The sequence below is a fragment of the Vibrio sp. 10N.222.51.C5 genome (assembly GCF_041474575.1).
Lineage (GTDB): Bacteria > Pseudomonadota > Gammaproteobacteria > Enterobacterales > Vibrionaceae > Vibrio > Vibrio crassostreae_C.
Map to the genome: position 1 here is coordinate 85,013 of NZ_JBFRUJ010000032.1, position 25,457 is coordinate 110,469.

At 45.7% G+C, this 25,457-nt stretch carries 16 protein-coding genes; 6 read left to right on the plus strand and 10 right to left on the minus strand.

Annotation, left to right across the window (positions count from 1 at the left end; all coding sequences use genetic code 11):
* Positions 1-469 precede the first annotated feature (469 nt).
* The 5 genes from ruvB to aspS all read right to left on the minus strand — a co-directional run bounded on the left by ruvB (position 470) and on the right by aspS (position 6,422).
* Positions 470-1,486, minus strand: coding sequence for a Holliday junction branch migration DNA helicase RuvB (ruvB, locus tag AB4558_RS11070; RefSeq protein ID WP_017062078.1), 1,017 nt, complete (start codon positions 1,484-1,486; stop codon positions 470-472).
* Positions 1,487-1,589: 103 nt separating this feature from the next.
* Positions 1,590-2,201, minus strand: a complete 612-nt coding sequence (ruvA, locus tag AB4558_RS11075) for a Holliday junction branch migration protein RuvA (protein WP_017062079.1) — start codon at positions 2,199-2,201, stop codon at positions 1,590-1,592.
* A gap of 92 nt (positions 2,202-2,293) precedes the next feature.
* Positions 2,294-3,754, minus strand: a complete 1,461-nt coding sequence (locus AB4558_RS11080; protein ID WP_372073332.1) for a methyl-accepting chemotaxis protein — start codon at positions 3,752-3,754, stop codon at positions 2,294-2,296.
* A 196-nt stretch (positions 3,755-3,950) separates the two neighbouring features.
* Positions 3,951-4,472, minus strand: a complete 522-nt coding sequence (gene ruvC, locus AB4558_RS11085; RefSeq protein ID WP_372158803.1) for a crossover junction endodeoxyribonuclease RuvC — start codon at positions 4,470-4,472, stop codon at positions 3,951-3,953.
* 171 nt (positions 4,473-4,643) lie between these two features.
* Complete coding sequence (gene aspS / locus AB4558_RS11090) at positions 4,644-6,422, minus strand: aspartate--tRNA ligase (RefSeq protein ID WP_017062081.1); 1,779 nt, start codon at positions 6,420-6,422, stop codon at positions 4,644-4,646.
* A 314-nt stretch (positions 6,423-6,736) separates the two neighbouring features.
* On the opposite strand from aspS, the gene AB4558_RS11095 reads away from it, so the two are divergent.
* The 6 genes from AB4558_RS11095 (at position 6,737) to AB4558_RS11120 (ending at position 13,228) form a co-directional block, all read left to right on the plus strand.
* Positions 6,737-7,642: a DUF72 domain-containing protein gene (locus AB4558_RS11095; protein ID WP_029235140.1), complete on the plus strand. Its 906-nt coding sequence runs from the start codon at positions 6,737-6,739 to the stop codon at positions 7,640-7,642.
* 139 nt (positions 7,643-7,781) lie between these two features.
* The gene (cmoA, locus tag AB4558_RS11100) at positions 7,782-8,510 is read left to right on the plus strand and encodes a carboxy-S-adenosyl-L-methionine synthase CmoA (RefSeq protein WP_017062083.1); all 729 of its coding nucleotides are present in this window, start codon (positions 7,782-7,784) and stop codon (positions 8,508-8,510) included.
* Between the two features lie 186 nt (positions 8,511-8,696).
* Positions 8,697-9,668: a tRNA 5-methoxyuridine(34)/uridine 5-oxyacetic acid(34) synthase CmoB gene (gene cmoB / locus AB4558_RS11105; protein ID WP_017062084.1), complete on the plus strand. Its 972-nt coding sequence runs from the start codon at positions 8,697-8,699 to the stop codon at positions 9,666-9,668.
* A 312-nt stretch (positions 9,669-9,980) separates the two neighbouring features.
* Entirely contained in the window at positions 9,981-10,721 is a 741-nt protein-coding gene (locus tag AB4558_RS11110; RefSeq protein WP_017062085.1) for an ATP-dependent zinc protease, read from the plus strand.
* 17 nt (positions 10,722-10,738) lie between these two features.
* Entirely contained in the window at positions 10,739-12,244 is a 1,506-nt protein-coding gene (locus AB4558_RS11115) for an inactive transglutaminase family protein (RefSeq protein WP_029235905.1), read from the plus strand.
* A 3-nt stretch (positions 12,245-12,247) separates the two neighbouring features.
* Positions 12,248-13,228 carry an alpha-L-glutamate ligase-like protein gene (locus AB4558_RS11120; RefSeq protein ID WP_029235672.1) on the plus strand — a complete coding sequence of 327 codons (981 nt, stop codon included), beginning with the start codon at positions 12,248-12,250 and terminating at the stop codon, positions 13,226-13,228.
* 124 nt (positions 13,229-13,352) lie between these two features.
* On the opposite strand, the gene fdhF is transcribed toward AB4558_RS11120, so the two are convergent.
* The 5 genes from fdhF to cmoM all read right to left on the minus strand — a co-directional run bounded on the left by fdhF (position 13,353) and on the right by cmoM (position 25,428).
* Positions 13,353-17,582 carry a formate dehydrogenase subunit alpha gene (fdhF, locus tag AB4558_RS11125; RefSeq protein ID WP_372158804.1) on the minus strand — a complete coding sequence of 1,410 codons (4,230 nt, stop codon included), beginning with the start codon at positions 17,580-17,582 and terminating at the stop codon, positions 13,353-13,355.
* Between the two features lie 353 nt (positions 17,583-17,935).
* On the minus strand, positions 17,936-22,396 hold the full coding sequence (gene mukB / locus AB4558_RS11130) for a chromosome partition protein MukB (protein ID WP_372158805.1): 4,461 nt from the start codon (positions 22,394-22,396) through the stop codon (positions 17,936-17,938).
* A complete protein-coding gene (gene mukE, locus AB4558_RS11135) occupies positions 22,393-23,199 on the minus strand; it encodes a chromosome partition protein MukE (protein WP_017062090.1) in 807 nt (268 codons plus the stop codon). Before mukE ends, mukB begins: the two co-directional genes overlap by 4 nt.
* Positions 23,180-24,517, minus strand: a complete 1,338-nt coding sequence (gene mukF, locus AB4558_RS11140; RefSeq protein WP_372073341.1) for a chromosome partition protein MukF — start codon at positions 24,515-24,517, stop codon at positions 23,180-23,182. Before mukF ends, mukE begins: the two co-directional genes overlap by 20 nt.
* 125 nt (positions 24,518-24,642) lie before the next feature.
* Entirely contained in the window at positions 24,643-25,428 is a 786-nt protein-coding gene (cmoM, locus tag AB4558_RS11145) for a tRNA uridine 5-oxyacetic acid(34) methyltransferase CmoM (RefSeq protein WP_108149820.1), read from the minus strand.
* Positions 25,429-25,457: the final 29 nt, after the last annotated feature.

Consider the following 25,457-nt stretch of genomic DNA (forward strand, 5'->3'; position numbering starts at 1 on the left):
ATTACAAGTTGAAATTTGTAGCAAAAACGTACCGTTATAGTTAGATTATTGTTAAGCATGAGCTAATATAGCTGGCGCTAATATTACTGGTAAAATCAGTATGTTTCAAAAGGTTTATGGGAGAACCCTGCGTTGATTTGTATCAAATTTATTCGAGCAAATTAGAGTTATTTTTGTACAATTATGATTAAAATCACACCAATTATGCTTGTCTTAATAACAGCGCATGATATCTGTGACAAATGCTCAGCACCGCCTCAACATCCGAATTACAACTACCTATAAAGTATTAACAAAAAATATGACAACTTATTTCATTTCCTGTTATCTAAATCAAACCTGAAATCAAAGTTTCCATTTTTGAAGCTCCCTTTTCGATCTTTTTATCGACTCGCTCAAAGAGTTGTTATTCAGTAAAAAGCAAAAAAACCCAGCGCTTATGCAACTGGGATCTTTAAAAATGAATAATTTAACGATTGGAGGGTTTATCTATTCCAAAGTGTAAATACGCTCTGTCGGTCGCGATTCGACCTCTTGGCGTCCTTTGTAGGTAACCTTGTTGAATCAAGTAAGGTTCTAACACATCTTCAATAGTGTCTCTCTCTTCACCAATCGCGGCAGCCATGTTGTCGATACCTACCGGACCACCACCAAACTTCTCCATAATCGCCAGCAGAAGCTTTCTATCCATGTAGTCGAAACCTTTAGCATCGACATCCAACATGTTTAGCGCTTTGTCAGCAACCTCCGGACAAATATGCCCGTCGCCTTTTACTTCCGCATAATCACGAACACGGCGCAGTAGACGGTTAGCAATACGTGGCGTACCACGAGCACGGCGAGCAACTTCTAATGCTCCTTCCGACTCCATCGAAAGTCCAAGGCAATCAGCACTGCGCTGAACGATATTTTGCAGATCTTCGACTTTGTAGTACTCAAGGCGTTGAGTAATACCAAAACGATCACGCAGTGGAGACGTCAGTGAGCCAGCACGCGTGGTAGCACCAATCAATGTGAAGGGAGGAAGATCAATCTTGATAGAACGCGCCGCAGGGCCTTCACCAATCATGATATCCAGTTGGTAGTCTTCCATTGCAGGGTACAACACCTCTTCAACCACAGGGCTTAAACGGTGAATCTCATCAATGAACAGGACATCATTTTCTTCGAGATTGGTCAGTAACGCCGCTAGGTCGCCTGCTTTTTCTAGAACAGGGCCTGAAGTCGTACGAATGTTGACATCCATCTCATTGGCAACAATGTTCGCCAACGTGGTTTTACCCAAGCCTGGAGGGCCAAATATCAACAGATGGTCGAGCGCCTCGTTACGCAGTTGTGCCGCTTTGATGAAAATCTCCATCTGGCCACGAACGTGATCCTGACCTTGATAGTCAGCCAGTGCTTTAGGGCGTATTGCACGATCAATGACATCTTCATCTTTGAATACTGGGTTATCCGGTGCAATAAGGCGATCGGCTTCAATCATAAATTCTGCTATTCCTAACTATGCTCTTGTTGACTCTGCGCTTCTTGACTCTGTGTAAAGGCAAAGTGAATGAGTCTATTTTGTCGAACAAGTATATTGGGTATTAAACCATCGATTTCAGAGCTTCGCGAATCAACTGTTCGCTGGTCATGCCATCTTTAGCCACTTGAGAAACCACCTTGGAAGCTTGAGTCGGCTTGTAGCCTAATGCAAGTAGCGCACTTACCGCTTCTTCTTCCGCGTCGTGAACGGTTGGCATAGAATCAATCGGAGCTGCATCTGTCGCTGGAGTAAACAAGTCACCCGCGCCCCACCCTTTCAGGCGGTCTTTCATTTCAACAACCAGACGTTCAGCGGTTTTCTTACCCACACCCGGAAGTTTAACCAGCGTCGAGATGTCTTCACGTTCAACACTTTGAACAAACTGGCTAGCCGTCATGCCTGAAAGAATGCCAAGGCCTAGCTTAGGGCCCACACCGTTCGCTTTGATCACTTCACGGAACAGCGCACGCTCTTTAACCGTGTTAAAACCATAAAGTAGCTGCGCATCTTCACGTACAACAAAGTGCGTGTAGATGATTGCCTCTTCGCCCACGTTTGGTAATTCGTAAAAACAGCTCATTGGCATTTGAACTTCATAGCCAACGCCACTCACTTCGATTAGTAATTCTGGTGGCTGTTTTTCTATTAATGTACCGCGTAGACGTCCGATCACAATTCACTCTCTTGATGGAATATAATTTGAGGGACAGAATATAAAAGAACTGGATGCTTATCCAGTTCTTTGTGTTTATTAGGATGATTTATTTAAGCTTGCTTAGCTTGGGAAACCACGCTGTTTAAGCTTTCGACCAGTTCTTTTACTGAGGTGACATGCCCGGTCAGTTCAGAACCATAATTAGCGACTAAACTTGACACGGATTTGGTTTCTGCAACGCTCTGCGCCACTTCTGAACTGGCGAGATCGAGTTCTTTCAATGAGCTCATCTGCATCGCCATAATATTGGTGAGCTGATTAACATCGGTCGAGATGGTTTGCACCTCAGAGATAATGCCGTTCATTTCATTGGCCGTAGTTTCAATGATGGCTCTGCCATGTTCCACTTCTTCTTTACTTCGGTCTAATAAGGTTCGAATTTCTATCGCGGAATGGCTGCTTTTCGCCGATAGCTCTCTCACTTGGTCTGCAACTACCGCAAAACCTCGTCCTTGCTCACCGGCACGAGCCGCTTCTATAGCTGCATTGAGTGCTAATAGGTTGGTTTGCTCGGCAACCGAGGTAATCAAATCAGCGACTTTCATGATTTCTTGATTACTTTGAATGATCTGGCTGATTGCACTGGTTGAGGCTTCTAGTGATTCTGAGCTCTTTTGCGCTTTCATTCCGACCGCTTCGCTGCGCTCTTTTAGCTCACCCACAAATGAATTAGATTCTTCGATGCCTTGAGTCATTTGATGCAGTTGTTGGCTCATCTGTTCTGCTGCACTCGCCTGAGATTCGCAATTGATGTTCAACACTTCAACTTGAGCATGCAGGTCTTGAGACTGCTGATCTAAATGGACAGATACGCCCTGTAAGCTTTCAGAGTTTGAGTTAGCTTGGTCTAGGACAATAGAAAGTCGACCTTCACTTTGCGTCGCTTGATTGGCAATCTGTTGGCTTTCCGAGATCGCATCTTCTGCCATTTCAATCGCCACCTCTTTTTGCTTAGCGGTAAACGCTTGAGCAATGCAAATCACCACCATCGGCATGATCACACCAGACCACGTTTCAACCACTACCGCTTCCGGAGTAAGTACTAACTGCGGAAATTCAAAGCCATCAAGATGAGCTGAAGTCATCACCAAAGAAACGCCAATCACTAACCCACTCCATACAAGGGCGACAATTCGAGTTCCCGACAAGAAAAAAGCGACCACTAACAACGGCACCCAATAAGCCTGTGTTGACGCCACCACACCACCGCTTTGGTAGATGATGTTCAAAGCGTGTACTGCCATCCCGACAAAACCAAAGTTAAGTGCAAGGCTGGGTTTACTGGTAACACGCAACAGCAGTGCGGAGATCAGTTCAAACACGATAAGGAATACAGATGTGGTGATCAGAAGTTGCTCTTCGTGCTTTGTCCATTTAATTAAGCTGTAGACACCCACAAAGAAGGCGATAAAGGTAAAGAGTAATAAGATATCGGCTTGTCTGACTTGGTTGTTACTCCACCCATTACTTTTGGGTAGAAACAACGCGCGCCACAGCTTGATAGGGTTCATCAGTGATCATCCTTGATTAACTTGTTAGACCTCTGACCAATGTTAATAACATGTTAAATGATGCGCAATGTTATTATTTGGTTTGTGTTCGAAAGATCTCATTTCATCAAGGATTTAGGGGCGTATTGTTTTGAACTGAGCCAAACGAGGCGTAAGGCTCATGTAATGCAAGCTATTAGAAAATAGAGGGATGGGATTAACGGTAGCGCCCTTTTCTCGCGCCTGTCGCTTTACCAGCAAGAGCTACCAAGGTTTTATTGGTGTTGGCGTGAGTGATCGCTACGCCTAGAGCATCGGCAGCATCGGCCTGTGGTTTAGCGGGTAACTTAAGCATGCTCATCACCATGTTCTGAACCATCGACTTATCTGCACCACCATTGCCTGTCACCGCTTGTTTGATTAGACGAGCCGCATATTCATGAACGGGGAGATCAGCATTTACCGCTGCCACTATCGCACTGCCACGCGCTTGTCCCAGCTTAAGTGCAGAATCCGCATTCTTCGCCATGAAGACCTGTTCTATCGCAAACACATCCGGTTGAAACTGAGTGATGACTTCGCTCACACCGGCGTAGATTTGTTTGAGTCGGCCCGGCAGTTCTTTTTCAGAGGTGCGAATACAACCGCTACCTAAGTAATATAGATGGCGACCATTTTGACGAATCACGCCATAGCCGGTAATACGCGAGCCAGGGTCAATTCCTAAGATAATAGACATAACTTCAATACTGATTATTTATACATGCTTTATGAGCTTAGTATATCGAACGCAAAAAAAAATGCCCGTCAAATTAACGGGCATTCTCTAATTTACTGGCAAGTCTTGGCTAATTAATTGAGAGCTCTCTATCAACTAGGATCTCTTCATCAACAAGAAAAGATAACAGGCTTACGCTTGCTCTTTTTTCTCTGCCAATTTAACTGCGATTGCTAACTCTTCCAGTGATGCTGGGTTCGCTAGGCTTGGCGCGTCTGTCAGTAGACATGCTGCAGCTGTTGTTTTCGGAAATGCGATAACGTCACGGATGTTCTCAGTACCACAAAGCAGCATTGCTAGACGGTCAAGACCGAATGCTAGACCAGCGTGCGGTGGCGTGCCGTACTTAAGCGCTTCAAGTAGGAAGCCGAACTTCTCTTGTTGCTCTTGTGCTTCGATACCTAGGATACCAAATACCGCTGTTTGCATTTCTGCGTTGTGGATACGTACAGAACCGCCGCCTACTTCGTAGCCGTTGATTACCATGTCGTATGCATCAGAATTTGCTGCTGCTGGGTTCGCTTTTAGCTCTTCCGCGTTCACACCTAGTGGTGATGTGAATGGGTGGTGCATTGCGTGTAGGTTACCTTCGCCGTCTTCTTCGAACATTGGGAAGTCAACAACCCACAGTGGAGCCCATGCAGATGTGTCTGTTAGCTCTAGATCCGTACCTAGTTTAAGACGAAGTGCGCCCATTGCTTCAGCAACGATGCCCGCTTTGTCTGCGCCGAACAGAATGATATCGCCAGATTCAGCTTGAGTACGATCTAGAATACCGTTGATTACGTCTTCGCTTAGGAATTTAGCAACTGGAGATTGAATACCTTCCATGCCTGCAGCACGGTCGTTAACCTTCATCCAAGCTAGGCCTTTCGCGCCGTAGATGTTTACGTGTTCAGCGTAGCCGTCGATTTGCTTACGAGTTAGCTTAGCACCACCTGGAACACGGATAACTGCTACGCGACCTTTTTCGTCGTTAGCTGGGCCAGAGAATACCTTGAATTCAACATCTTTAACCAAGTCAGCAACGTCCACTAGCTCTAGTGGGTTACGTAGATCTGGCTTATCAGAACCGAAACGACGAATCGCTTCAGAGAAAGGCATTACTGGGAATTGACCTAGTTCAACATCTAGAAGTTCTTTCCACATATCGTGAACAAGCTTCTCAGTCACGTTACGTACTTCTTGAGAAGTCATGAAAGATGTTTCGATATCGATTTGAGTAAATTCAGGCTGACGGTCAGCACGTAAATCTTCATCACGGAAACATTTAACGATTTGGTAGTAACGGTCAAAACCAGACATCATCAGCAGTTGCTTGAAAAGCTGAGGAGATTGAGGAAGTGCGTAGAAGCTACCTTTGTGAACACGGCTTGGTACTAGGTAGTCACGAGCACCTTCTGGTGTCGCTTTCGTTAGTACTGGCGTTTCGATGTCTAGGAATAAGTTCTCATCTAGGAAACGACGAACGAAGCTAGAAGCACGTGCACGAAGCTTAATACGGTCGCTCATTTCTGGACGACGAAGATCGATGTAACGGTACTTAAGACGCTGCTCTTCAGAGTTCGTTTGGTTGAAGTCTAGTGGAAGCGCTTCTGAACGGTTAATGATCTCTAGACCCGTCGCGTAAAGTTCTACTTCACCAGTAGCCATGTCTTTATTTACTTGGCTGTCCGGACGAACTCGTACTTCACCAGTAAACTTGATACAGAATTCATTACGCAGTTGGTTAGCGATCGGGAAGATATCTTTCATATCTGGATCGACAACAACCTGAACGATGCCTTCACGATCACGCATATCAATAAAGATAAGACCGCCTAAATCACGGCGACGGTTTACCCAGCCGCACAATTCTACAGTTTGTCCCGCCAGGGACTTGTTCAGGTTACCACAGTAATGGGTACGCATAATGAATTTCCCAATCTCTTAATTATTTACTAATTTCCAAGCTGTCAGTGGTCATTCCACACAACAGAGCAAAGGAACATTTATACGCGGAAACTCGCTTAAAATCGACCTTCCACATTCGAATTTATTGTGTTTTATCTGGCTTTGCTGCTTTTTAGCCCATCAAGTGCGCAAAGATTCATCAAAACCGAAAAAATTGCGATAATTATATCTCGAAAGTACCTTAATCAGCAAAACTCTCGTAAAGTAGATTTTCGTTTCAACCCAAAAACTTTTTGTAATGACTGATGGCGTGATGGATAACGGTGTAATAGATGGATAATCGTGTAATAACAACAGAAACTTTACCTCTAAGACTTGGATTAACTATGTGGTCCCATTCTGAGTGGCAAAGTCAGTTCTACGGTAAAGGCACCAAGCCTGCCGAACGCTTGGAAAAATACACCCAAGTTTTCCATACCGTTGAGGGCAACACCACCTTTTACGCTACGCCAAGTATGTCTACCGTTCACAATTGGAAAGCCGCCAGTCACGATGATTTCAAGTTCACCTTCAAATTGCCCAAATTCATCACCCACCAGCAACAACTGAGACACTGCCAAGCCGAACTCAAAGAGTTCTTGATGACGATGTCGCCACTGCATGACCGTATTGGTCAATGGACGATTCAGCTGCCGCACAGTTTTGAGCCCAGCATGCTGCCTGCCCTACAAAAGTTTTGCACCTTATTCCCAAAAGATATGCAGCTTGGCGTCGAAGTTCGACACTTAGGTTTCTTTGATAAGGGCGATGCGGAAAAACGCTTCAACCAATGGCTGGTTGAGGAAGGCATCAATCGCATCATTATGGACAGCCGCCCCGTTTTCTCTGCGCCACCCACCACAGAAGCGGTGATCGATGCGCATCAGAAAAAACCGCGTGTTCCTGTTCATGCAATTGCTACCGCCAATAACCCGATGATTCGATTTATTGGTCACCCAGACCAAGAACCTAATATTGAGTTTTTTAAGCCTTGGTTTGCCAAAATCCCAAACTGGCTTAATGAAGGCAAGCAGCCCTATTTAATGATCCACACCCCAGACAATAACCACGCACCTGAACTTGCGATTGCTATTTATAAGAGGCTACAAAAGCAAGTCTCTGAAAATACATCATTATTACTGCCCGAACTGGCTCAGTTTCCAGCTCAAAAAGGCAATCACCAAATCTCGATGTTTTAACCTCTCACTTGTAAGTAGCTTCGAACCTTGAGCTAAATCTCAGTTTTCGTGACAGTGGCGTTTTTTTTACGTAAAATACGCCCCCTTTTATTTGGTACGAATTTTGTGCCAATTACGCTGACTGTCGAGAGAAAATGCTATGAGCAACACAGACAATATCTTTTCCGCTCCTATTGATAAAATTGGAGACTTCACCTTTGATGCAAGGGTTGCTGAAGTATTTCCGGATATGATTCAACGTTCGGTGCCTGGCTATAGCAATATCATCTCTGCAATCGGCATGCTGGCTGAGCGCTTTGTAAAGCCACACTCAAATATTTACGACCTTGGCTGCTCGCTTGGTGCTGCGACACTTTCTATGCGTCGTCACATTCAGCAAGAAGGCTGCACGATTTTCGCGATCGATAATTCAGAAGCCATGGTTGAGCGCTGCAAATTGCACGTTAATGCTTACCGCAGTGACACACCGGTAGAAGTGATTGAAGCCGACATCCGTGAAGTGGAAATCAAAGACGCTTCTGTTGTGGTGCTTAACTTTACGCTGCAATTTCTTTCTCCAGACGATCGATACGCTCTGCTTGAGAAAATTCATGCTGGCCTGCGCCCAGGCGGGATCTTAATCCTGTCAGAAAAATACGTATTCGAAGATGAAAGCTCAAATGAACTGCTTATCGACCTGCACCATGATTTCAAACGTGCTAACGGGTACAGCGAGCTAGAAGTAAGTCAGAAACGTAGCGCAATTGAAAACGTGATGCGCCCGGATTCGATCCCTGTTCACAGAGAGCGATTTGATAAGATTGGCTTCTCAAGCAGCGAAGTCTGGTTCCAATGTTTCAACTTTGGTTCAATGTTCGCGATAAAGTAAACATTTTAGATTACGTAACCGTCGCGACACCGTTAGCACGTACTAAAATGTCATCCTCAAGAGCGAGGAACAAACGAATTGGGGATCTCTTATCAAACACGATAAACGAGATTCCCTAGCATGTTTGTCCACACTCTTAATGGAGTGACAAATTTAATTTCTACACCACCAACTCAGTGAAAACCTATGTTTAATTTTGCCAATTTTTATCAACTTATTGCCCAAGATACTCGCCTTCAGCCGTGGCTAAATGTCCTGCCACAGCAACTGACCGATTGGCAAAATGCAGAGCACGGTGACTTTGACCGCTGGCTACGTGCACTAAACAAGATTCCACAAGACGTGCCAGATCAAGTTGACCTGAAAAATTCAGTGACGATTGGTAGTTCTACGCCATACCACACAGGCGAACTGAAAAAGCTAGAAAGCTTATTGAAGACTTTCCACCCGTGGAGAAAAGGTCCTTATACGGTTCACGACATCCATATCGATACAGAGTGGCGCAGTGACTGGAAATGGGATCGTGTGCTTCCACATATATCTCCATTAAAAAACCGTTCGGTTCTCGATGTAGGTTGTGGCAATGGTTACCACATGTGGCGCATGCTGGGTGAAGGTGCTCGCTTAACGGTTGGTATCGATCCTTCCCACCTATTCTTGGTTCAGTTTGAAGCAATTCGTAAGTTGATGGGCGATGACCAACGAGCTCACCTATTACCTCTAGGTATTGAGCAGCTCCCAAAGCTAGAAGCCTACGACACGGTATTCAGCATGGGCGTGCTTTACCATCGTCGTTCACCACTGGACCACTTGATTCAACTGAAAGACCAATTGGTGTCTGGCGGTGAACTGGTTCTTGAAACCTTGGTGATTGAAGGCGATGAGAACGCAGTATTAGTTCCGGTTGACCGTTACGCGCAAATGAGAAACGTCTACTTCTTCCCTTCAGCTCGCGCACTGAAACGCTGGCTAGAACAAGTTGGTTTTGAAGACGTACGAATCGTTGACGAAAATGTCACGACAATTGGTGAACAACGCACCACAGAATGGATGACACACAACTCTCTTCCAGATTACCTCGATCCGAACGATCCAAGTAAAACGGTTGAAGGTCACCCTGCACCGAGACGTGCGATTCTGGTAGCAACAAAGCCATAGATTTACTGCCCACAAAGCAGTGGCATATTGAGTAAATAAAGCACAAGCCTATTAAGGCAGCAAAACAATTGCTTGCATGGTCAAAAAGCCACTGTTAATTTCGCGGTGAACCTTGCTTCCTTAGCTTAAGAATTGAACAAAAATTGACTTGTGTTTAATAAGTGAGCTATTCCAAATAGCAATAATTGGCGTAGCGCTCACATTGCGATTCAATATGACCAGACTCTTACAATAGGATGCTTCACGCATCCTTTTTTGTGGGCTAAACTTCTAAATAGTCTGAACTATTCTCTAATTCTCAAAGGTTTTTTTATGTTTAAGCGATTATCGCCTATTGTGGCGGTTGGTTTGCTCTCTGGTTGTACTCTTACAAATGGTGCTACCTACCACCAAGAAACTCTCGACGCTATTTCCCGCTCAGAGACAAACATCGCAAATAAGGTTCAAAATCTTGAACTGCAACTAAGCAATCAAAGTGACTATATTGAAAGCTTAGAAGACGAAATTACTACCCTTTCTAGTCAATTAGATACCCATCTAACGAGCATGGAACACAAGGTTATTGAAGAGCTAGAGGAAGAGGAACCGGTCGCTATTGCCGTTGCTCCTATCGCTCCTATATCACAACCGACTATCCTTGGCGGCATCGAAAAAGTGTTTATCGACTCTATCAAGCAAAGCTTTGATGCTCGTGTTGATACAGGTGCAACCACCTCTTCTTTAAACGCTGTCGATATCAAAGAATTCGAACGTAACGGCAAGAACTGGGTTAAATTTCACCTAGACGACAAAGCCCAAGCTAAAGAAGACCAGAAATGGATTGAAGCGCCTGTTGTACGTTATGTAAAAATCCGTCAATCAACCAATGATCAAGCAGAACGTCGAGCTGTGATCGAATTATGGGTGAAAGTTGGAAAAATCCATGAAAAAGCGCAATTTACATTGGCGGATCGCTCTCAAATGAGTCACCCTGTGTTACTAGGGCGCGAATTTATCAAAGACATAGCGCTAGTAGATGTAAGTAAAAAGTACGTACAAACGGAAGTTAAATAACAATAGTAGGGTAAGCTATGACGTCAAGAATTCCATTTTATATCTCTATATTCCTGCTTATTGTGGCAGGTATAACACTGAGTATGTTCAGACATACGACCTACGGTGTACCTTGGACTCCAGGGGAAACCAGACAGGTTTGGGACGTTGAAGCTCGCATCGAGTTCAATGCAGTAGGCAAAGAAGCAAAAGTTTCCTTAGCGGCTCCTCATACTCAGTCTAACTACACACTTATCGGCGAATCGGCTTCATCGCCGGGTTACGGTATCTCTTACTTGAATACCGAATCAGGTCGCCGCGCAGAGTGGTCTATTCGATACGCAGATGGCCCTCAAACCATCTACTACAAAACACAATTCCTAGTCGACAACCAAGCAAAAGTTGATGCTATCGCACCAGAAGGTGAAGTCTCGCAACCAAGCTTCGACGGCCCTGAAGAAGCGGCTTCTCTTGCATTGATTGATAGAGCGACGAAACGTTCTGCAGACAATATCACTTTTACCCGTGAGCTCATCAAAACACTTAATGATCCAGACAGCCAAAACTCAGCGCTGATTCTGAACAACATGACCAAAGTGGAAGCGACACACAAGCTACTTTCAGCGGCGAAAATACACAACAAAGTGGTTGGTGTTATCGAGCTAGAAGATGGTCGTCGTCGTCAGTCGATTCAAAACATGATTCAGATCTGGGATAACGACGAGTGGGTTCTATTCTCTCCTGAATCAAGCGAACAACAAGTTCAACCAAACCTACTCATCTGGGACGAATCAAACGTTTCTCTACTGGATGTTGTTGGCGGTCAGAACAGTAAAGTTCACTTCTCTATGATTGCTCAAGAGGTTTCACCAACGGAAGCAACCAATAGTAAAGTCTCTGCTGATCAACTGTTAAACCTTTCAATTCACAGCCTACCGTTAGAAGAGCAAGCGATGTTTAAAACCATCATGCTGATTCCTATCGGTGCTCTGATTGTTGTGTTCCTACGTGTCATCATCGGCCTGAAAACGTCTGGTACGTTCATGCCAGTACTGATTGCGGTAGCCTTTGTACAAACACAACTGGTAACGGGTATTGTTGGCTTCCTGCTTATTGTAGGTACGGGTCTGATTATTCGAAGTTACTTGTCCAAACTCAACTTGCTACTGGTCGCCAGGATATCCGCCGTAATCATCACGGTAATCATGATTATCTCTGTGTTTACTGTAGTCGCGTTTAAAGTGGGTCTGACTGAAGGTCTATCTATTACGTTCTTCCCTATGATTATCCTATCTTGGACTATCGAACGTATGTCTATCCTATGGGAAGAAGAAGGCGCGAAAGAAGTAATGCTGCAAGGTGGTGGTTCTCTATTCACTGCGGTTCTTGTTTACTTAGGCATGACTAACCCGTTCATTCAGCACTTAACGTTTAACTTTATTGGTTTACAACTTGTTATTCTAGCGACCATCTTGCTACTAGGTAACTACACAGGATACCGTCTAACCGAGCTTCGTCGCTTTAAACCGCTAGCGGAGGACTAAGTTATGTTTGATCAGTTTACTTCACCGTTTAGGTTGAAAGACAAAGGCATAATGGGAATGAACAAGCGTAACCATAGTTATATTGGTCGCTACAATGATCGTTCCAAGTATCCACTCGTTGATGACAAGCTTAAGACGAAGATCATTGCTGAACAGGCTGGTGCTACTGTACCAAAACTGATTGGCGTGATTGGTCATCAAGCTGAAGTAAAAACAATCCACAAGATGGTAAAAGAGTGGCCGGGTTTCGTAATCAAGCCAGCTCAAGGCAGTGGTGGTAAAGGTATCCTTGTTGTGACTTCTCACAAGGACGGCGTTTACACCAAGCCATCGGGTTCGACTATCAATGAAGAAGACGTAGAGCGCCACATCAGTAACGCTCTCGCGGGTCTTTTCTCACTCGGTGGTAAGAACGATGTTGCTGTAGTTGAAAACCTCATCAAGTTTGACGAGTGTTTTGACGGCTTCAGTTACGAGGGTGTACCAGATGTACGAATCATTGTATTCAAGGGCTACCCTGTAATGGCGATGATGCGTCTATCGACTTCGGCTTCTGATGGTAAAGCTAACTTGCACCAAGGTGCTGTGGGCGTAGGTATTTGTATCGCTACGGGTAAAGCCGTTCGTGCGGTTCAATTTGACCACCCAGTGACTCACCACCCAGATACGGGTAAAGAGTTGGCGCTACTACAAGTACCCCATTGGGAAAAGCTGCTGACACTTGCATCAAGTGCTTGGGAAATGACAGGCCTTGGTTACATGGGTACGGACATGGTTTTAGACCAAGAAGAAGGCCCGATGGTACTGGAGCTAAACGCTCGCCCTGGATTAGCAATACAGATTGCAAACGGCGCAGGTTTATTACCTCGCTTGCATCATATTGAAAACCTGGGCACACCGGCTGAATACCCAAAACCAGCAGAGCGCGTTGCCTACGCTGCTAAGCAATTTGGTGTTCACGGTAGCGAAATTGTTCAAAACTAAGCTCATCTAAATTAAAGCGAAACGACTCAGTTATTGATACTGAATCTAGCTCGATAAAAAGGCCGCATAACTCTGAGAGTTACGCGGCTTTTTAATGCCAGCCGTCTTCACCGAGCTAATATGATTAAGCCTCTGTTACTTCACACTCAGGCTCACGAATAGGATCAATACGCACAGCCGCCACCTTAAATTCAGGGATCTTCGCGTGTGGATCAGTCGCTGTGGTAGTCAAACGGTTAACTGGTGATTCAACAAAATGGAATGGAATAAATACCACACCCTTTTGCATTCGTTTAGTCACAAAGGCCGCGATTTCGATTTCACCACGACGTGTTGAGACCTTAAGCATCTGACCATTCGAGATACCTAGCGCTTCAGCATCATGAACACTCACCATGGCACGCGGCCCTGCTAAGTTATCCAACCCTTTTGTTTTACGTGTCATGGTTCCGGTGTGGAACTGTTCTAGAATACGGCCTGTCGTTAATACTAACGGGTATTCCGCATCCGGTAGCTCAGCAGCGTATCTAAACGGAATCGCCTCCATTTGACCACGCCCACGCGTAAATTGGGTCTGGTGCATGATACGTGTGCCATCAGGGTTGTTCTTATTACTTGGCCATTGCACGCCGTTCACCGTAATGTTCTCCCAACGTAAACCACCATACTGTGGCGTGACACGCGCTATCTCATTGGTGATATCAGCAACCGAGTCATATTCCCAATTGCCGCCCATCGCATTAGCCAACATTTGGATAATCACCCAATCTTCTTTCGCTTCACCTGGAGGCAATACCGCCGGGTTAATACGCTGAACACGACGCTCGGTATTAGTAAAATGACCAGACTTCTCAGCAAACGAGCAAGACGGTAGCACCACATCGGCATATTGAGCGGTTTCGGTTAAGAAAATATCTTGAACCACGAGGAAATCTAACGCTTCAAGACCTTCAATCACATGCGCTTGGTTCGGGTCACTCAGCACTGGGTTCTCGCCCATTACGTACAGACCACGAACATCTCGATGACACGCTCCATCAATAATTTCGGTCAACGTTAAGCCTGTTTCAGCCGGTAGGTCAGAAACACCCCACTCCATCGCGAATTTTTGACGAACCATTGGGTTGTACACTTTCTGATAACCCGGAAGGTTATTTGGCAATGCGCCCATGTCACACGCACCCTGAACATTGGATTGACCACGTAATGGGTTGATACCGCCGCCTTCAATTCCGATATTGCCACACAAGAGCTGTAGGTTAGCGATTGATCGAACGTTATCGTGACCAGTGGTATGTTGCGTAATGCCCATCGAGTAGTACACCGCTGTACGCTCTGCTGTACCAATCAATCGCGCCATTGCGAAGATGTCTTCCGCTTTAACGCCAGTTACCAGCTCCACTTTGTCTAGTGAATAGCTTGGTGACATTACCTCTTGAAGCAAGGTATCAAAGCCATCCACACGGTCTTCGATATACTCTTGGTCGTACCAACCGTGTTTGATGATTTGCTGCATCACACCATTGATCAACATTACATCAGTACCCGGTCGGTGCGCTAAATAAAGTTCAGCATGGTCAGCAATATCGATTCGTTTTGGATCGGCAACGATCAATCTCGCTCCACCATGTCTCACAGCTTGCTTGATATGCGAGCCAATAATTGGGTGTGCTGACGTGGTGTCGGAGCCAATAATAAAGATCACATCTGAGTGCTTGATGCTTGGAATATCATTGGTCATCGCCCCGCTACCTAGCGAAGCCTCTAAACCAGTAACAGTAGATGCGTGACAAAGGCGCGCACAGTGATCGACGTTATTGGTACCGAGTTCACGACGTATGAATTTTTGGAAGGCATAGTTATCTTCATTGGTGGTTTTCGCCGACGAGAACCCCGCTAAAGCGTTACTGCCAAAGCCTTGCTTAATCGCAGTAAACTTCTCGGCAATAAGCTTAACTGCCTCATCCCAACTTGCAGGTTGCAACCAGCCATCTTTACGAATTAATGGTGTGGTTAAACGCGCATCGCTGCCCACAAAATCGAAGCCAAATCGTCCCTTAACACACAACATGCCTTCATTAACCGGAGAGTCTCCGCCTTCGATATAGCGGATTTTGTTTTTCTGCTCATCGATATGCATGGTTAGCTTGCAGCCGACACCGCAATAGGTGCAGATGGTATCGACTTTCTTGAGTACGTCTGTGTCTCCCTGCTTTCTGTCGCGAGCATCCACCATTGCACCGGTTGGACACGCCTGAATACACGATCCACATTGAACGCAGTTTGAGTCGCCCATTAAGGTCTTGTCCGCCCCAAAGTTAGGGCGACATTCGGGTCTTGATGCAGGTTTGCCATCGGATTGGTTCATGAAGCTTAGAACGCCATGAACATTCTGTTCGCGACAGGCTTGGATACACTGGCCACAACTGATACAGCGGTTGGCGTCAAAGATAATGAACTCAGAACTGTCATCGGCCGAAAATTTTTGTCTTGTTAACCCGACCTTCGCTTCTTCAGCACGAATCGCCTGCCAACTCTCATTCGAAGCCACATCGATTTTGTATTCAGGATGGGTTTGCGTTGCTTTGTATTCAGTCGAGTAGTCTCGTAGGTCGCAATCTGTATTAGCTTGGCAGCCACACTCTAGACATCTTGCAGCTTCAGCGATTGCATCGGCATTATCAAACCCTGTTTCTACTTCATCGAAGCTTTGTTCACGCTGTTCGGGCGTTAGCTCAGGCATGATCTTGCGCGCCATGCGTTGTATAGATTTGTATTGCTCAGGATCCACCGCTTTGAGCTGTTTGTGCTTTCTTGAGTTAAACGGTTTAGCCGGAATATTTTCCATATCACCATGGAAGAAGCGATCGATCGCTTGTGCAGCAATACGCCCATCCCCCACCGCTTCGACTGCGGTTGCAGGGCCGCGTCGGAAATCACCAATACTGAAAATATTTCCGGTTCCGGTATGCATGGTTTGTGGATCAGCATCTGCGGTATTCCAACGAGTAAGAGGAATATCAATCGCTTCATTGTCCATAAAGCTCAGATCAGGCTTTTGCGACACGGCAGCAATAACCGTATCAAACGCTTCAACAAAGAACTCGCCAGTTGGTTTAGGGCTGCGGCGGCCTGAAGCATCAGCAGGACCCAAAGCCATTCGTTCTAATCGTATTTCTGATACATGACCATTTTCATCGGCTATGTTTTCTGCAGGGTTGGTTAAGAAGTGGAACTTCACACCCTCATGTTCAGCTTCTTCGATTTCGTAATCTTCTGCTGGCATCTCATCTCGAGTACGACGATAAATCAGCGTAGTATCCGCGCCATCACGAACTGCGGTTCGAGCACAGTCAATCGCTGTATTACCGCCACCGATCACGGCAACCTTTTTACCAGTGACGTACTGCTGATCGGTCACGTAATCTTTCAGATAATCGACACCCAAATAACAACCTCCGAGTTCACTACCCGGGTAATTCATTTCAACCGCTTGTGATGCGCCAACGGCTAAACAAACCGCATCAAAATCGTTACTTAAATCAGACAGTGTAAAATCAACACCGAGTTTTTTACCGCACTCAACCACCATTCCGTTGCGACACATCAACTCGATTTCTTTATCTAGAATCGACTTAGGTAAGCGATATTCAGGGATACCGTAACGCAGCCAACCACCCGCTTTGGGCATCGACTCATAGACACTGACTTCATAGCCTTCGTTAGATAGGTAATAACCCGCCGTAAGCCCACCGGGGCCACTACCAACAATAGCAATGCTCTTGCCTTTATTTGGTTTCTTCGCTGGCATGTAGCTCTCTTGAGCCGCTAGATCCGCATCGGCAGCGTGTCGTTTGAGTTGGCGAATCGCAATGGATTCATCGACCAAGTTACGACGACATTCGGTTTCACAGAAAGCAGGACACACACGACCAATTGAAAGCGGCATTGGCAATGTCTTTTTGATCACTTCAATCGCTTTGATGTGATCATTTTGAGCAATATGGTGCAGGTAAGATTGGATGTCGACCCCAGCAGGACAGGCTGTTTGGCATGGCGCCTCACAGTCAGCGTAATGATCGGTCATAATGCGATTCAACGCTTCTTGTCGATGATTCGTTAACTGTTTTGACTGAGTGGTAATATTCAACCCATTAGACACTTCAAGCTCACAAGAGCGAGTAACACCAACGCCATCAACTTCAACGACACACAAATCACACGGCACTTTATCCGCTGTTTTGTTCAAACCACATAAAGATGGGATTTCCAAACCACATGTTTTTGCCGCTTCAAGAACGGTTTGTCCTTGCTCGACGATTCGATATTTCCCATCAATCACGATTTGAATCATACCTAAGTCCTACCTTTACCTTTCGCACACGCGAGTTATCAACAATTAAAATTTAAGTAATACAATATTATTAATATTATTAAATCTATGTCATTACCATACATTATTTGTGGTTTTGTGCGTGTGACCTCAAACAAGTTCCATTGATAATAACCACAAGGTATGAGTGGTCTTATCAGTATCGATAAAAGAATTAGGCGAGAGGAGTTCAGTTGAGGAAATTAGATTCAAGATACAAAAAAGCCCCTATTGATTAGGGACTTTGTACAAATATCATTGAGTCGCTTTCGAGCTTATAACTCAGTTATCAAGCTTATTGCTCGGCTATCAAGGCTATGACTCGGCTATCAAGGTTATTGCTCAGCTTCTTCAATAAGCTCTTGAACTGGGGATGCCGGTTTGTTTTGAGCAAAACCGCGCAGGCCAACAACATGTACGTGCTCGTGATCTTTAAAGACCTTACGAACCAGTTTGTAGGTTGTGCCTTTCTCAGGGCTAATGTTCTCTGGTGCTGCAATCAAAAGTTGCATACCTAAACGGTCACACAGTTCGAACAAGGTAGAGATAGATTTCGCATCCAGACGAGCTGCTTCATCAAGGAACAACAAACGACATGGAACGATGTCTTTGCTACGCAGTCGACGAGACTCTTCTTCCCAGCTCTGAACAACCATCAATAGGATAGATTGACCAGTACCGATCGCCTCACCGGTAGAAAGTGCACCCGATTCCGCTTGTAGCCAGCCGTCTGAACCACGGTTAACTTCCACACTTAGCTCTAGGTAGTTACGGTAATCCAGTAGCTCTTCACCCAGAACTTGCGGAGAACGTTGACCCATGTCGATGTGTGGGTTCACACGTTGGAACAACTTCGCCATTGCTTCAGAGAAGGTGAAGCGAGTCGTCTCGAACAAGTCTTTATGCTGCTCTTGTTGAGTCGCTAAGCCCGATAGCAAGATCTCGTGGCTTTCACGGATCTTAACGTTCAGACGTACGCCTTTAACCTGACCAAAGTAAATGTTAGACAAACCTTGGTTCAGCATTCGAATACGGTTCTGCTCGCGCTGAATCGTTTTCTTGATGATGCTTGCTACGGACTCAGAGCTGATTGCCAGGCGATTTTCACGCTGCGTCAACTCTTCTGTTAGTCGAGCTAGCTCCACTTCCATCTCTTCGATTGCTTCAACCGGATCATCCGTGTGAATAATATCTTGGCGAATACGCTCACGAAGGTGTTGGTAAACCGCAATGTAGAACAGAACTTTACGCTCTGGATGCGCGTTGTCTTCAGATAAACGCAGCGAATCACGCAGGTCGTCATTGTCGGCTACCGCCAGACGTAGCGCACCCAGTGATTTATCCGACATAGAGCGAAGCTCGCCTGCCGTTAGATAAGCCAGTTCACGTTTATGCAGACGACGTTCAACATCATTCTCACGCGCTAAACGAAGTACTGAACACCAACCCGCTTTCGCTGCAACAACGAAAGTACGAAGCTCGGTGTACTCTTTTTGAACTTTCTTAAGACGCTTAGCCAGTGCTTTCATCTCAAGTTCAGTTGACGTAATCGTACGCTCGTATTCACTCTTACGGCTGCGAGATGTGTGCAGACGCTCTTGAAGCTCGTCACGACGACGTACAGCACGCTCTTCAGCGCCTTCGTCAGCGTTTACGCCGAACTCTTGTAGCTCTTGTTTGAACTCTTGAACCGTTTCTTGCTTCGCTTGATGTGAGCTCTTCAGTGCCGCCAATACTTGGTTGTATTGGTTCATCTGTTCGCGAGCTTGCTTCAAGCCATCGCGGCCTTTGGTTCTTGCTTGTTCAGCTTGAACCAACTTCGCTTTCAGTTGCTCGCTCAGTTCACTGCTCTTATTAAGCAAATCAACAGAATCCGCGTAAGCAAAGTAATGACGACGCTCAATCAGATCAGACAGTGCGAACACTTTGCCTTTTAGCGTTTGTAGCGCGTTGTCTGCTTGACGGTACTCTGCTTCCAAAGCTTCGAATTGCTCTGGGTCAGCGTCTAGTGCAGATACGAACTGTTCTAGAGAAGTAAGCGCCTTGCCGTGCGTATTCAAGTAAGATTTCGCTTCACTTAAACGCTCTAGTTGCGCTTCTAATTCAGCTAAACGCTCAGCCAATGTTTCGTCTTCTAAAATACGAACCATTGGTGCTAATTTATCTAGCGCACCAAGTGCCTGCTTGCTTTGTAGAAGCTGACTGCGTTGCTGCTGCTCTTTAGAGATAAGCTCAGCCAGAGAACGAACAATTTGATTACGCTTATCACGAATCGCAGCAAGTGCTTGCTCTGGGTCTGCGTTAAACGCAACGTGCAGGTGCTTCGCAACAAAGCTGTTGAATGCTTGGTATAGGCGATTCAGTTTTTGAGAGTCAAACGCTGCCTTCGCGTGGTTTTCAACCACAACGTCACGCTCTTCGCGCAATTTCTCTAGACGTTGTTCACGAGCCGCACGGCCAAACAGTGGGATCTCAGGGAAACGAGAGTAACGCATTTGGCGATCGTTCAGCTGAACACACACTGCGCCTTCAAGCTCATCGGCATTGAATGAACTGTCATCAAACGCGTCGACATCGCCTTCTAGGATGTAAAGGTCTTCTGGACAATCATCAAGATCCACCAGCTTCTCTTTAATACCATCAAGATCAGAAACCACAATTGCGTGACGAGCCGGGCCGTACATCGCACTGAAGTACGGCGCATCACCAATAGTGATATCATCGTAGATCTCAGAAAGCAGCACGCCACCAAGCGTATCCGCTAGGCCTTTGAGGCGAGGATCGTTAGAACCACCTGGAGACGCTAAACGCTCAATTTCGTGCTCAAGTTCAGCTCGGCGCGTAGCCAACTGATCTTTTGCTACCGCTTGAGATTTCTCATCTTCAAGCACTTGTTGCATTTGAGTCATCACCGCTTGGCTATCTTCTAGCTCAGCGTCGGTTTGATCTCTTAATGCTTCAAGCGCATCGTTTGCCGTGATCCATGCTGGAGCAATAGACTCAAGTTTTTGAATCTCTTGATCGTGGTTTTGTTGTACACGACGTTGCTCACTCTTCGCTTCACGCAGCTCTTCTTGAGCGTACTCAAGAGACTCGATCTGCATAGCATGACGTTCACGTTCTTCATCGAAAACCGCTTCGTCAGTCAGTGAGATGTTGTGTTGCTTTTGGTATTCAGTCGCTAGCTCTTTTGCTTGACGCTGCTGAGCCACATCACGAGCCATATCGCGGTGCTGAGCACGCCACTGCTGTTCATTTTCAACAACGTGTTTTGCGTTACGGCCTTTTTCTAAAGCTTGCTTAGCGCTTTGAGACGCTTCTTTACGCTCAACGTCACCCACAATACTTTTAACAAGAGCGAGCGCTTTGTCGAACTGCGCAGAAGCAGCAGAAGACATGTCTAGTTTATGTTTAGTAGACAGCAGCGTTTGAGTGCTTGATTCTTCTTGTGCTTTTAGCTCAGAAACCAGAGTTAGTGCGCTTTCTGCCGTAATAGACTCATCACCAAGTAGCTGCTTAGTTTTCTCTAATGCTTGAACCGCTTGCTGGTATTGAAGTGCACGAGTCTGCTGAACATCCAATGCTTGTTGGTAGTCAGCAAGCTGAGTTTTCAGGCTATCCACTTCTTCTTCAGTGATGGTTGCCTGCTCTTCAGCAAGAAGTACTCGCTCTTGAGCTTCTTCAACCACCATCATTTGCTCTTCTAGACGCTCGTTAAGCTCTTCTAGATCTTCGCTGTAGCGGGCAATTTTCTCTTGCTGACGAAGTGCAGTTTGAACTAATTGCAGATGATCCGAAGCCGCTTGGTAATCTTGCTCTAGTGCTGATTCTTGATCGACAAGTAACTCTAGTTCTTCTTGAACGCGGTTCAACAAGTTGTTTTGATCAAGCAAGGTTTCACGAGAACCAAACAGCTCACCACGGAACTTCATGGTTTGATCAAGCTTGTTGCGACGATCGTTAGCATGGCGCATGTAATCTGCTGCCACGTAGTTCGTAGATTCAGTGATCAAGTGCTTAAACAAATCACGATCCGACTGAGTCGTTTTGATCGCTTCTAGCGTCATACGGTTTTCGCGTAGTGCTGATTCCATGTCTTGGAACGCTTTCTTCACACCACCATTTTGCGGTAACAGGTAATCACGCAGAGAACGCGTAATCGCACTTGAGATACCACCGTAAAGTGATGCTTCAATTAGGCGGTAGAACTTAGAACGGTCGCTGCTGTTACGTAGTTTCTTCGGTACCACACCGTATTCAAACATTTGCGAGTGGTAATCAACAATCGAAGAGAAGGCCTTAAAATGCGTGCCTTCGTATTGTGCAACCGCCGCTTTCACGTCGTTCAACTGACATACGCGAGCGTGGCTGTCTGAAACGTTCTGAATCAACACATCCGTTGGTTTCACATGGCTTGGAAGGCCTTGGATAACGAACGGTTTAATGTCGACTTTCTTATCACGACCCGCGACTTGCTGCAGTTTTACTGCAAACAATAGACGCTGATTACGAGAGTTCACAACATCTAGTGCGGCATAACATGCGCCTGGCTGAAGCTTACCGTAAAGGCCTTTATCACGAGATGACTGTGAGCTACCCGCTTCCGTTGTGTTACGGAAATGCAGAAGGCTTTGGTCAGGGATCAGTGCTGTGATGAATGCCGCCATTGTGGTCGACTTACCCGCACCGTTACCGCCAGAAAGCGTTGTAACCAATCCATCAATATCAAAAGTACGCGCAAAGAAGCCGTTCCAGTTGACCATGGTTAATGATTGATACTTACCTCTTTCAATCATGCTTCACCTTCTACTTTTGTTTGTTCGCCATCGTTTGACTCAAGGTCAAAGTCAGCTTGATCGTTAAAAATGTCTTGTTGACCGTTTTCGTTTACGTCTGCAACTACTTCTGATACAGCTTCCGCTTGTTCTTCATTCAACAAGCTACCTTGGTTAGGCTCTTGGGTATGCACCACAGCTTCACCATCACGGATAAGACGTAATTGCGCTTCTTTCATATCGTCACCAACACGAACGTCAGCGCCAAAGCGGAATACCGCTTCGCTGATACGGAACTTGCCCGTTTCACCAATCGCAATCAGCATGCCGATACGGCGTAAACGACGCAGAGAAGTACGAACTTTTTCGAAGAGCTTTTCTTTATCTAAGTCAGAACCAGATGCACGGTTGGTTGCTAGCTTCATGAGTTTTTTCTCATCCGCTAACGACATCAATTCATCAAACAGTTCTTGATTGGTGAAGATACCTTCATGAGCCAGACGTTCTGGGCTTAGGTATAAGAAACACAACACCTTGCCAACCAACATGTCGAGCTCAGACAACACACTACGACCAATCAGAGACGTAGAACGCGGACGCAAGTAAAAGAAACCTTCCGGCGCTTTTACCAGTTCCGTATTGTAGCGTTGATAGAAATGCTGAAGCTCAACTTCAAAATCAGACAGCAACGCGTGGTTATCTAGATCTTCTGTTGAAACATGCTTGCCTGAACGCAGCATGCTATCTAGCGCAGGGAACAGTGGGTTCGCTATCGCTTTTACCAGTTTCTCTGGCATGTAATCATCAGTACTTGTTAATGACATTTGCTTGTACCTTTGCACCGAAATCGTTGATTGCCTGCCAATCTGGCTGAATAGCCTGATAGTCAGACTCTGAGTAACCTAAGCGTACGGCTTGGTCGACAACAATTCTGGCTAAATCAAAATGGTGTGTGCGAGGGTGTGCAGCGAGGTAATCGCGTAACACAAGGCCAAGATCAATTGGCGCGCCTTGCTGTTTGTGAGCTTTTAACATCTCTGCAATTCGATCTGAAAGCAGGTCATTCACTTGCTCAAATTCTTCGTACTCTACGTCGATTGGTGCTTGTCCCATCACTTCGTCATCACGAAGCATAAGCGCTTCATCACGAAGATCCGTCAGCTTCTCAGCATCGGCGTAGGTCAATAACCAAGGCGCATCAAAGTAGTCAGTGACTGACTGACGCAAGCGCTGGCTAAAGGCGCGGTTTTTATCCATATCAATCGCGGTACGGATGAACTTGTGAACATGGCGGTCGTAGCCGATCCATAAATCGATGGCTTGTTGGCCCCAACTGGTGATTCGGTCTAGCTTCATCTGCAAGCCGAACAGGGTTTCGCCAACGAACTCGAGTTCATCGTCACCGTAAACAATTTCTTGAATATCGAGGATCTGTGTTTGCAGTTCATCCCCCGCCGCTTGCAAGGTGTCTTGCAATTCTTTTAGTGTGGACGAGGTTTCTGAAAGCAAGGTTTCACAGTTGTTAATCGCCTCTCGCCAATCCTTGTTTAAAAGGTCGGCAATTTGCTGTTTAACGGTTTGCTGCTGCTCATCCATAACACGTTGGTTAAGATCAATCTGATCGAAAATTTCACCAACAGAATACTTGAGCACGCCGTAAACATTCTTTCTCCAATGTCCTGGAGTTCCGCCTTTTTGTGCTGCTTCAATGGCTTTTGCCATCTCGTCCGCAACCATTGAAAGCTGGATAGACAGTTTCAACTTAGAGAACTGACGGTGGCGTAAGTAATAATCTGAAATACCAATCGCCAATGGTGATAAGCGATAAATACTCGCACCATCGGTGATTTCGCTAGTAAAGCGGCTAATCAACTTCTGTTTAACTAACTCGTTGATGGCATTGTTGGCACGAAACGCGGACGCTTCGCCAGTATCTTCAAACAGTCGAGTGACGATGGTAAATGCATCGTGCAGTTCACCCTCGCCCAACTCTTCATCGAACCTTTCATTGCTTAGTACTGCGATAGCAATCAAAAATGCTAAGCGCTCTGGTGGCAAGTTTAATGAAAAATCATGCTGCTTGACCCAGCCCACCAACTCATCAATTGGCTGCTCTTCGGCAGTTTGAGTCATTTCACTCATTGTGGTTCCTGTTACTGTTCTTCGTCATATCGAATGTATTAGATATGACGCCTATTTCTTTATGACGCGGGCTTCTTACGATTGCATAGCGCATGTTGTGGCTTCTTTTACCACATTCACCGCTGTTATTGCGCAGGTTTTTGAGCCCAAACGTGAATATAACGGCCTAGTGACAGATATGGCTCTTGGCGACATAGCTGTTTTTCCAGTTCCAATACATCTTCAAATTGGTAATCTCCCATGTACTCCATATTACCTATGTAGTCACTGAAAGAGCGAATGCCTGATTTACCACAGATTTCTAGACCAGCGTCTTCTATCCATTGATAAACCTCTTCCGGCTTCAAGCCTTTTTGTGGTTGCAGCTTAAACCGTTTTCGATGTGGCATCCCATTCAATACATGAGGAATGTTGCCACAAATCACATTTTTCAGGACTAATCCGTGGTGGTTGTAAAACATTATCGAGGCGACGCCACCCGGTTTAACTTGTTCAAGCAATAAATCAAGTGCCTCTTTAGGATCGGCTAACCATTCCATTACGGCATGAAACATCACAAAATCGACTTTCTCATCGAGATGTTCTGCGACTTTTTGTACTGGTGAATGAATAAATCGATATTGCTCTAGCAAACCCGCTCCGCTGATACTTTCTTCTGCGAGCTTCAACATTTCAGAAGAGAGGTCACAAAGAGAAACGTTATGCCCAAGCGCGGCAATTTTTTGCGACATCTGCGCAAGTCCGCCTCCAGCATCAAGCACATGCAGCGGCGAAGCTGATTGCTCAAACTTGCTCAAAGCTTGTTCTAAATCTTCCCATACGATGATCTGACGGATCTCTCCTTTGTCAGAGCCGTAAATATTTTTTGCAAATTTGTGGGCAATATCGTCGAAATTACGGTCTTCAGTCACGGCTACTTGAGTTATTATGTCCTATCGTG